This is a genomic window from Archangium sp. (assembly GCF_036388035.1).
Classification (GTDB): Bacteria; Myxococcota; Myxococcia; order Myxococcales; family Myxococcaceae; genus Archangium.
In genome coordinates this window covers 1-10428 of record NZ_DASVSO010001020.1, presented here as the reverse complement: position 1 = coordinate 10428, position 10428 = coordinate 1, and the positions used below count along the sequence as shown (strand labels likewise).

The window sequence follows — 10428 nt, the reverse complement described above, 5'->3', positions numbered from 1 at the left end:
CGCCACGCGGCGCGACTGGAGTGGGGAGTGGCGGCGGCGGGCTCGAGTTCGCGAACTGGCGGCACCGGGGCGCTCGGAACGGGCGGCTCGTGCCCCCCAGCGGGCGCGGCCACGCCCGGAGCGTCCACCTTGGGGAGTTCGTCCGGGTGTGCGGCTGCTGGCGGGACCCGTGGGGCTGCCATCTCCTCGGGCAGGAAGAACACCCGGTCCCTTTTCGGCAGGGGACGCCCGCGCCGGGGGCGTTGCTTCCTCAGCCTTAGAAACGCGCGCCGCTGCTCGCTCGCCTCTTGCCGTTCCGGGTCCTCGGCCGTGGTTGTGAGCTGCGGATCGTCGGGGTCCCCGAGCGGCTCTTCCCAGGCAGGATCGTTATCGGCGTCGGACAGGGCTTCATTCAAAGCCGCGCACAGCGTCGCAACCACCGGGAAACGCGCCTCCGGTCGCTCAGCAAGCATCCTCATGCACAGCAGCGAGGCTGCCAGCGGCACGCGCGGATTGACGACGTGAGGCGCATCCGGCCTGTGTGTCAAGATGCGCTCGCGCAGTCCATCCAGCCCACCTGGATCCGTGCGCTCGCCAAAGGGTAGCTCATCCGTCAGCATCCAGTAATAGACCACGCCCAACGCCCACATCTCGTCGGCGGGCCCGTACTCGTATTGACCCGTGCCGTCTGGGTTGGCGCGCTGGAACCGGATCTGCTCAGGGGACCGGAACTCCTCTGTCCCCGGTGGGAGCTGCGAGCCGGTGACAGTCGGCGCGCTGGCAAGAGCCCCAATCCCAAAATCAATCAGAACGGGCCGCTCGCTCCCTTCCCGAATGAGGATGTTCTCCGGCTTCACGTCACGGTGAAACACGCCTGCCGCGTGTACCTCCCCGAGCGTCACCGCCACCTCCAGAACGATGCGCGTCGCCTTCCGCACCGATGGATTCTGGCTGTAGGCAAACGCAAAGAGAGTGTCGCCCGGAACGAATTCCATCACGATATAGGGATGGCCGATAGCCGGGTCGGGCCAGAAGTCCGACCCCACGTAACGGACGACACCGGGATTCTCCAGGTGAATGAGAATGCCGATCTCCCGCTTGCCCCTGCCGTCCAGCGTGGAGACCAAGAGGAGCTTCAACGCGAAGAAGCGGCCCCCACGCTCGACCTTGTAGACGATCCCAAGGCCCCCCGCGCCTAAAAGCCCCACGACCTTGTAGTCCCCGATCATCTCTTCGATTCCCGGGTGTCTGAGTACCAGTCCCACGCTCTACCTCACCTCCAAGATGGGGGAGCGTAGCATAACCGCAGGAATACGGCTCAGACAGCGGGACCGGGGCGGCAGGTGGACCCCTCCAAGGCTGGCGATCGCTCCAAGTCGGCCGCCCCACCCACCGCCCCCGTCCCTTCTTCGAGACGGGCCTATTCCTCGCGCATCGGCGCAGCGTCGAGCACGCGCAGCAGTGCACACCCGACCGCGACCTTGGACTCCGGCCACGTCCGCAGGAGCCCGACAGCTTTTCGGATCTCGGGTGACAGATCCTTGTCTGTGGTAGGCATCTCTCGCGCGCTCATATCCAGGAGCACAGCCGGGGAAACACCCAAGGCGACCGCGAGCCTTCGCAGCGCCGGAACGCTCGGCATCATCCCGCCGCGCTCGATGCGCCCATACACGGCCGGGCTCATCCTTGCCGCATCGGCTACTTGTGCCTGAGTGAGCCCGAGCGCCTCGCGTGCGGTTCGGGCTGCCTCGCCGAGTCTCTTTTGTAGAAGGTCATCTTCCATGCGGTATGCCTCTCAGATGATGGCGCCGTGTTCCTTACCACGCTTGCCTTGCTGCTGCCTCCTCTTGTTGAGCTTGGCCAAACCGGTCGCCGTTCCCTTGAAAATGGCGAGCTGCTCGTCATCCATCGTCCGCACCAGCCGCAGCAACCGCCTGATCTCCGGCGTCAGTTCTTCGTCGGGTGCCGGTTGGATTTGAGTGGCTTCCCTTTCGACGAGCCCCACAATCAAGTCAGCAGAGAGCCCAAGTGCAACGCAGATCTTCGTTAGCGTTGGCGTGCTCGGAAGCATGGCGCCTCGCTCCAGCCTCCCATACACTTCCGGGGTCAACCCGACCCGCTCGGCTATGTCCTCCTGAGTCAGTTTCAATTTCAACCGGGCCGCCCGCGCAGCCGTGCCGATTTGAATACTGAGTTCGGTTCGGTTTCTCCCCCTGGTGGCGCCCTCCTTCTTACCTGGCTTCCCTTTCATGACCTAACCCTCGTCCTCGTCGGGCGTTAGCGCCGTCCGCTCGATGGGGTTTCCCGTCAGTCGCTTGACCCTCGCGGCAGCCTCGAAAATGGCCTTCAGCTCTGCCGCGACCTCTTCGGCGAGGACCGGCGGCTCTACGGTCCCCAGGTAGACGAGCAGCTCTTCGCGCATCTCGGCGGCAGAAAAACGCTCGCGCGGATCCGGTTGGAGCGCACGCCGGACAATGGACCGCAAAGGACCGGGCGCGAACTCAAGCCGACGTTCCGCTTCCGAAGGGTGAAAGCGCAGCAGCCGGTAAGCCAACACGTCCAGGCTTAGCTGTGTAGTCCGCTCGGCACGCACAGGGAATGAGAACCCGACCGGGGCACCCTCCACAGGTGTATCAGTCGGATCGAGCGGGTATTCGGCCAGCAGCATTTCCAGCAGAACGAGCCCGAGCGAGAACACGTCCGCTCTGCCGTCAATCGCTCCGCCGATAAGCGGGTCGGCTCGGCTCCCGGTGGACTCCATCACAGCTCGCAGAACCTCGGGCGCACAGTAGGCCGGGTCGCCGCGCAGCAGGCCGGGCGGCGTCTTCAAGCGGTCGCGCAGCTCCGAGTACGCAGCACCGAAGTTCGCGAGCTTGACGCGCCCATCAAACCCGAGACGGATCCGCATGGGACCCACGGCGCGATGGACGATGTGCATCGGGTGGCCTTCACTGCTGATGCGCTGGTGAGCGTAACCAAGCGCACCCGCTACTTCCGCCGCGACGTATGCCGCAAAGGCGGGCGACAGACGACGCTCCACCAGCAGCGCGAAATCCATCGCGGTGAGGAGGTAGCAACCGCGCAAGTGCTCCATGACCACGTAGGCGGTGTCGCCATGGGAAGCGAAGCCGTAAACCTTGGCGATGCCCGGGTGCTCCAAGTGCGACGCGAGCTGCACCTCTTCCCAACCCCGCTCGCTCCTCTCATGGTCTGAGGACACCTGCACTGGCTTGAGAACGACCCTTGAGCGCCGGCCCCCGCTTTCGCTGATGGGCTTCCTCCAAGCAAGAAGAAGCGTGTCGTAGTCCCGGTTTAGAACCTGGGTGTCGTAGACCTCGTATTTGAAGCCCTCGAATTCGAAGATAAGACGCGGGCCGGAACTGTCCGCCATGTTGTGCTCTCCTTACGAAGCCCTACAGCCTGTCGAGGTTGGGGCTGTCCGCACGTCGCCAGCTCTCGCCGTCCGCGCGTGTGTAGAACACGTCCATTTCAAACTCAGCCGCGCCTGCCCCGTGGTCGCGAACCTCGACCCGACCAATCCACCGCGCAGGCTCGCCGGTAAGCGCTGCCGCGAGGAAGCCATCCTGACGGAGAAGAAAAAGGCTCCGGTACTCCTGCACCATCCGACTCAGGTCCCAGCGGGACAGCCCTTGTCCGTGCTGCTCGACGTAACGCAGCAGCTCGTCGGCAACGAAACGGGGCGCGTAGTGCTGCGGCAGGTAAGGCAGGATCGCGAGGTGCCGACGCAGCCGCTCGGCCTGCACAGGCGACACGCTCCGCCCCTGGGGGATGGCTTCAACAGGCAGCCCGGCCCCCAGCAGCAACGCGCCGAACTCGTCCAGGCCCGACAGCGTGTCGCGGGTAGCGGCAAGGGCCTCCGGGGGCGGGCGGCTCGCGCACGCAGTCGCGCCGGAGGCGAGCACCGCCAGCAGCGCAAGCAAGCTCAGCGGGGCATGAACCGAAAAGCAGGCAACGGAAATCAACCTCATACGAGAGCGCGGTTCGCTCAGCACGGGGCACCACCTCCAGCGCGTTGGTTGGTAAGACGGCGAAACGCCCGGATAGGTAACACAGTCATATGAGCAGGGGAAGCCCGGGAGTCCCGAACATATACGAAACATATAATGCACGGATTGCGTGATTAGGCCCGAGTCGGGGAAATCAGTACAGAAATGTTCCCTACATGTGTGGGTTAACTAGGCCGCTCGTGCGCGGCATGTGCCCTTGCAGGACTTGGCAATGCGCGGACCTGTTGACCACTCACGCACGACGGTTCGGCATGGCCCGTCATTACCGGGTCTGTCCTGGGGCATCGGGCGGTATCGGGGCGCGGTGGTGGCCGAGGTGGTGGCCCAGGCGGTGGCGCGGTGGTGGCCCAGGCGGTGGCGCGGTGGTGGCTCTGCTTGGTTGCCCGGCTGCACTCTTGCCGATCACCCCGCACGCTTTGTTCGTGGCCTGGACACGCGGCTTTGCACTGTGTCACTGCTGGCCTGGGTAGTTCTTGGGCTGTTGGGTGTGTCGTTCAGGGCGGGTAGGTGATGAACAAGATCGAATCCCTGGAGGGGAAACCCTCCGTGTATGGCGCATTCGTGTGCCGTTGTTGGCTGACAGGTGAGGACGCCGGGAAGAACGCCGGTAGTCACTCCAGGCCGCGCCTGTGGTCACTCCAGGCCGCGCCTGTGGCCACTTGCCAACGGGCCAGCGCTGGGGACCTGCGGGAAGCTCGCGCGTCCATGCACCAGCGGCGCGGCATTCTCCGGAGTGCGGCCCCTTCTCCAACCCGGAGAGCAACGCCAGTGCATGAGGGGCGCCAGCCATGAGCACGCCCCCCGTTGCTGCGGACGCCGCGCCCGCGTTTCTCACGGTGGAGGAAGCTGCCGAAATACTGCGCGTGAACAGGAAGACCCTCTACGAAGCCATCCGGCTTGAGCAGGTTCCCGGCGTCGCTCGCATCGGAAAAACCCTCCGCATCCGCCGCGCTGCCCTGCTAGAGTGGACAGCCGGTAAGGGCCGTGATTCTGCGCTCGGGAGTCGGAAATGAGCGTCAGATTGCGGAAGTGGCAGAACAAGGCAGGAAAGGCCGAGGAGGCTTGGCAAGTGGACTTCGTGTTCCACCACCCGGACGGGCGGCGACAGCGAGTCGTGAAGTTCTCGCCTGTGCAGACGCGCCGGGGGGCCGAGCAGTACGAGCGCGAATTGCGCGCCTCCCTCCTCAATGGAACCTTCGGAAAGGAGAACAACACCGGGGAGCGCCCCATGACGTTGGCGAAGTTCGCCCCGCGCTTTCTCACCTACAGCGAGAACAACAACAAGCATTCTAGCGTCGTCAGCAAGAGCCAAATCCTGGAGGCTCACATCCTGCCATTTTTCGGTGAAATGGCGCTGTCTGCCATTGGCCCGGCTGAGATGGAGGATTTCAAGGCTGTCATGCGCAAGAAGAAGTCGGCAGCGCGCGCCCGGAAGGAAGCCCCCACGCGGGCAGCCCTCCGCAAGCGCAGCGGCGAGGAACCGAAGCCGCTGAGCCTCAAAACCATCAACAACGTGTTGACGGTGTTGAGCAAGCTGCTGGCGGTCGCGGAAGAACAGCGGGTCATCGAGCAGGCTCCGCGCGTGAGGCTCTTCGCGAAGCTGCCGAAGCCGCCCTTTGATTTCCTCACCTTCGAGGAGGCCGAGCGCCTGAGCAACGCCGCCGAGCCGGAATGGCGAGCGCTGCTGCTGGTGGCGCTCAAGGCGGGGCTGCGGCAAGGGGAGCTGATCGGGCTCCAGTGGGGCGACGTGGACTTGCAGCGTGGCAAGCTGCACGTCCGCCGTACCATCTGGCGCGGTGCCTCGGGCTTGCCCAAGGGTGGACGCGAGCGGACGGTGGAGCTGCCCGGCTCGGCAGTGGACGCACTCAAGGGACACCGGCACCTGCGCGGCCCTTACGTGTTCTGCCAGGAGGACGGTCGGCCGCTGACCGACGGGCTGCTCAAGCTGCCGCTGCGCCGGGCCCTCCAGCGGGCGAGCATCACGCGCGAGCAGGGCCGCATCGGCTGGCACGACCTGCGGCACACCTACGGCAGCCACCTCGCCATGAGGGGGATACCGCTGACGGTCATCAAGGAGCTGATGGGGCACGCGACCATCGACATGACGGAGCGCTATGCCCACCTGAGCCCGGACACGCGCAGAGAGGCGGTCGGGGTTCTCGACCGGCCCTCTGCGCCCGCGTGCGACATACGTGCAACACGGATGGAGGGAGCTGCCAACCACCCGTAAGCACGGCGTAAAAAAGTGGAGGCGGCGGGAATCGAACCCGCCTCCCTCCCCTACTTCAGCTCGCGCTGCAGCCGCGCCAGGAGGTTGAGCGCGTCCAGCGGCGTCGTCTCGTCCACCTTCAAGGCCCGGAGCGCCTCCAGCACCTTCTGGTGGCTGGGCTCCAGCTTCGGCCCGGGCTCGGCCACCCCGCCGAACAGGCCGAGCTGCCCCGGTGACGGCGTACCCCGCCCGCCCTTGCGCGCCAGCCTCGGCCGCCCGCTGTCGTCGAACTCGCCCGACTCCAGGTTCTGGAGGATGTCCCTCGCCCGCGTCACCACCTCCGGCGGCAGGCCCGCGAGCTTCGCCACCTCGATCCCGTAGGAGCGGTTGGCCCCACCCGGCACCAGCTTGCGCAGGAAGAGCACCTTGCCGCCCTGCTCCCGCACCGCGATGCACATGTTCTTCACCCGGGTCTTCTCCCGGGCCAGGTCCACCAGCTCGTGGTAGTGCGTCGCGAAGAGCGTGCGCGCCCCCACCTTGTCATGCAGGTGCTCGGCCACCGCCCAGGCGATGGAGAGCCCGTCGTAGGTGGAGGTGCCTCGGCCAATCTCATCCAGCACCACCAGGCTGCGCCGCGTGGCGTGGTGGAGGATGTGGCTCGTCTCCGTCATCTCCACCATGAAGGTGGACTGCCCGCGCGCCAGGTTGTCCGCCGCTCCCACGCGCGTGAAGATCCGGTCGCACAGGCCGATGCGCGCCCCGGCCGCCGGCACGAAGCAGCCCGCCTGCGCCATCAGCACCGTGAGCGCCACCTGCCGCATGACGGTGCTCTTCCCCGCCATGTTGGGGCCCGTGATGATGAGGATCTGCCCGTCCCCCGAGTCCATCTTCACGTCGTTGGGGACGAAGGCCTCGCCTGCCCCCAGCACGCGCTCCACCACCGGGTGGCGCCCGCCGGTGATGGACAGCACCTCGGACTCGTCCACCACGGGCCGCACGTAGCCGTACTCGGCCGCGCAGCGCGCGAAGGACAGCAGCGCGTCACTGGTGGCCACCGCCTCCGCCGCCGAGCGCAGCCGGGGCGCCTCCTTCATCACCTGCGCCCGGAGCTGCTCGAAGAGCTCCAGCTCCAGCGCGCTCCGGCTCTCCTCCGCCGTCAGCACCTTCTCCTCGTACTCCTTGAGCTCCGGGGTGATGAAGCGCTCGGCGCCCACCATCGTCTGCTTGCGGATGTAGTCCGAGGGTACCAGGTGCAGGTTGGCCTTCGTCACCTCCAGGTAGTACCCGAACACCCGGTTGTAGCGGACCTTCAGCGAGCTGATGCCCGTGCGCTCCCGCTCCCGCGTCTCAATCTTCAGCAGGAAGTCCTTGCCGTCGGTGGACAGGGCCACGAGCTTGTCCAGCTCGGCGTGGAAGCCCGCGCGGATGAAGCCGCCCTCCTTGAGGGTGGTGGGCGGCTCGTCCACCACCGCCCGCAGCAGCACGTCCGCCAACTCCGGCAGCGAGCCGAGCGGCCCCGCCAGGGCCTTGAGCAGCGGGGACTCGCAGCGCGCGAGCGCCGCTCCCAACCGGGGCAGCTGCGCCAGCGACAGCCCGAGCGCGCGCAAGTCTCGCGCGTTGCCCGCGCCGAGCGACAGCCGCCCGCACAGCCGCTCGATGTCCCCCACCTCCTTGAGGATGGTGGTGAACTCCTCGCGCCACACGCTGCGCTGGGACAGCTCCTCCACCGCGTCCAGGCGGGCGTTGATCTCCGGCAGCGAGCACAGCGGCGCGGCCAGCCACCGGGCCAGCTTGCGCGCGCCCAAGCCGGTGGCCGTCCTGTCCAGCACGCCCAGCAGCGAGCCCCGCCGCCCTCCGTCCCGCAGGGTGCGCAGCACCTCCAGGTTGGAGCGGGAGGACTCGTCCATGAGCAGGTGGTTGCCCCGCTCCTGGCGGCTGAGCCTGTCCACATGGGCCGCCTGCGTCTTCTGGGTGTCCTTGAGGTAGCGCAGCGCCGCGGCGGCGGCCCCGGTGGCCAGGGGCGCGTCCTGCAGCCCGAAGGCCTCCAGCGACTGCACCGCGAAATGACCTCGCAGGTAGACCGTGGCCCGCGACGGCTCGAAGGCGGCCTTCTCCAGCTCCGTCACCGCTGGCGGCTTCGCCATCCGGGACACCAGGAAGCTCGTGTCCGGGGACTCCCGCTCCCCCTCGGGCACCAGCAGCTCCCGAGGCTCTACCCGGGCCAGCGCCTCCACCAGCTCCTGGCTCGTCCCCGCCTCCAGGGTGAAGAACTCGCCCGTGGAGGCCTCCAGCAGCGCCGCCCCGAAGCCCTGGGCCGCCGGGTACACCGCGGCCAGGAAGTTGCTCGCCCTCGGCTCGAGCGCCTCCTCGTCCAGCACCATGCCCGGGGTGATGACGCGCGTCACCTCCCGCTTGACGATGCCCGGCCCGCTGCCCGCCTCCTCCACCTGCTCGCAGATGGCCACCTTCAGCCCGTGCTCCACGAGCCTGGCGATGTAGCGGCGCGCCGAGTGGTACGGCACCCCCGCCATCGGAATCTTCTCCGCGTTCTTCGCCCGCGCGGTGAGCGTGATCTGCAGGATCTCCGAGGCGCGCACCGCGTCCTCGAAGAACATCTCGTAGAAGTCCCCAAGCCGGAAGAAGAGGATGGCGTCCGGGTTGAGCGCCTTCGTCTCGAGGTACTGCCGCATCATCGGGGTGAGCGCGCCGATCTCACGCGCTCCGGCCGGGTCGCCCAACGCCTCCAGCGGCGCCTCAGCCTCGGCCTCGTCCCCGTGTCCCTTGCCTGCCTTCGCTTGCGTCACACCCATCCCCGCCCTTCTCTCACGCGTCCGGTCATGGATCAACAGAACACATGACCTCCGCCGTCAACTCCCCCGCACCTACTTCGGCCATAGCTAGCACGCCCCTCCGACGTCCGAGCGTGCCGGGCTGGAAAATTCGGGGCGTTCCCGTCCGAAAACGGTGGTCGGGAGGGTGCTTTGAGGTGCAACCTGCGCCCCGCCATGGAGACCCGTTCCCCCCGCCCCGTCCCCCGGTTCTTCAAGGTCGCCGTCGCCCCCCTCCAGGCCTTCTTCCACCTGGAGGCGAGCAGCGGCATCCTCCTGGCGCTCTGCGCCGTGGCGGCCATGGTCTGGGCCAACTCCCCCTGGGCGGACCGCTACGTCGCCCTGTTCGACGCGCCCCTGGCGCTCGGGTTGGGAGGCACCCTCGCTCATTTCACCTTCCGTGAATTCATCAACGACGGGTTGATGACACTCTTCTTCTTCCTGGTGGGGATGGAGATCAAGCGCGAGCTGGCGGCCGGGGAGCTGCGCACCCCGTCCAAGGCGCTGCTGCCGCTCATCGCGGCGGCGGGCGGCATGGTGGTGCCAGCGGCCTTCTACGTGGCGCTCAACGCGGGCACGCCGGCGCTCAAGGGGTGGGCCATCCCCATGGCCACGGACATCGCCTTCGCCATCGGGTGCCTCACCCTGCTCAAGGGGCGGGTGAGCCACGGGTTGGTGGTGTTCCTCACCGCGCTGGCCATCTTCGACGACATCGGCGGCATCCTGGTCATCGCCCTGTTCTACGGCACGGGCCTGCACGTGGAGTGGCTGCTGGGGGCCCTGGCCCTCGCCGGGGCGCTGTGGGTGTGCAACCACTATTACGTGCGCAACGGCCTGGTGTACGCGGTGCTGGGCGGGGCGCTCTGGTACGCCATGCACCACGGAGGCGTGCACGCCACCATCGCAGGCGTGGTGGTGGGGATGATGATCCCCGCCCGGCCCGTGCGCCGCGGCCGCGAGGTGCTGGAGGATCTGCACGGCTACATCGGCCAGCTCCTGCGAGAGCCCGAGGACGAGGCCGTGCGCACCGGCCAGCTCCTCCAGATCGAGGAGCAACTGGAGGACATCGAGCCCCCGCTCACCCGCTTCGAGCACCTGTGGCACGGGTGGGTGGCGTACGGCATCGTCCCGCTGTTCGCGCTGGCCAACTCGGGCATCTCCGTGAAGGGGATGCACCTGTCGGATCTGCTCAAGCCACTGCCGCTGGGGGTGATGCTCGGCCTCTTCGTGGGCAAGCAGGTGGGCATCTTCCTCTTCACCTGGGGGGCGGTGAAGCTGAAGGTGTCGGAGATGCCGGGACGGGCGAATCTCCCGCAGCTCCACGGGGTGGCGGTGGTGGCGGGCATCGGCTTCACGGTGGCGCTGTTCGTGGCGGGGCTGGCCT

At 67.3% G+C, this 10428-nt stretch carries 9 protein-coding genes; 3 read left to right on the top strand and 6 right to left on the bottom strand.

The annotated features are described in order from the left end of the window. From VF697_RS42040 to VF697_RS42020, 5 genes are all read right to left on the bottom strand, one after another. A partial coding sequence (locus tag VF697_RS42040; protein ID WP_331104200.1) for a serine/threonine-protein kinase occupies positions 1-1244 on the bottom strand: 1244 nt, incomplete at its 3' end. A 155-nt stretch (positions 1245-1399) separates the two neighbouring features. Continuing rightward, a complete protein-coding gene (locus VF697_RS42035) occupies positions 1400-1762 on the bottom strand; it encodes a helix-turn-helix transcriptional regulator (protein WP_331104198.1) in 363 nt (120 codons plus the stop codon). A 12-nt stretch (positions 1763-1774) separates the two neighbouring features. Beyond that, positions 1775-2230, bottom strand: coding sequence for a helix-turn-helix transcriptional regulator (locus VF697_RS42030; protein ID WP_331104196.1), 456 nt, complete (start codon positions 2228-2230; stop codon positions 1775-1777). 3 nt (positions 2231-2233) lie between these two features. Then, positions 2234-3370 (bottom strand): protein kinase domain-containing protein, encoded by a 1137-nt coding sequence (locus tag VF697_RS42025; protein WP_331104194.1) that lies wholly within the window; start codon positions 3368-3370, stop codon positions 2234-2236. A 22-nt stretch (positions 3371-3392) separates the two neighbouring features. After that, a complete protein-coding gene (locus VF697_RS42020; RefSeq protein ID WP_331104192.1) occupies positions 3393-3992 on the bottom strand; it encodes a hypothetical protein in 600 nt (199 codons plus the stop codon). A gap of 803 nt (positions 3993-4795) precedes the next feature. On the opposite strand from VF697_RS42020, the gene VF697_RS42015 reads away from it, so the two are divergent. Next, the gene (locus VF697_RS42015) at positions 4796-5020 is read left to right on the top strand and encodes a helix-turn-helix domain-containing protein (RefSeq protein WP_071905296.1); all 225 of its coding nucleotides are present in this window, start codon (positions 4796-4798) and stop codon (positions 5018-5020) included. Continuing rightward, positions 5017-6237 carry a site-specific integrase gene (locus VF697_RS42010; RefSeq protein ID WP_331104188.1) on the top strand — a complete coding sequence of 407 codons (1221 nt, stop codon included), beginning with the start codon at positions 5017-5019 and terminating at the stop codon, positions 6235-6237. Before VF697_RS42015 ends, VF697_RS42010 begins: the two co-directional genes overlap by 4 nt. A 50-nt stretch (positions 6238-6287) precedes the next feature. Here the strand turns inward: VF697_RS42010 and mutS are convergent, their stop codons facing one another. Beyond that, on the bottom strand, positions 6288-8909 hold the full coding sequence (gene mutS, locus VF697_RS42005) for a DNA mismatch repair protein MutS (protein WP_331104202.1): 2622 nt from the start codon (positions 8907-8909) through the stop codon (positions 6288-6290). Between the two features lie 312 nt (positions 8910-9221). On the opposite strand from mutS, the gene nhaA reads away from it, so the two are divergent. After that, the coding region (gene nhaA, locus VF697_RS42000) for a Na+/H+ antiporter NhaA (protein ID WP_331104186.1) at positions 9222-10428 on the top strand (1207 nt) is incomplete at its 3' end.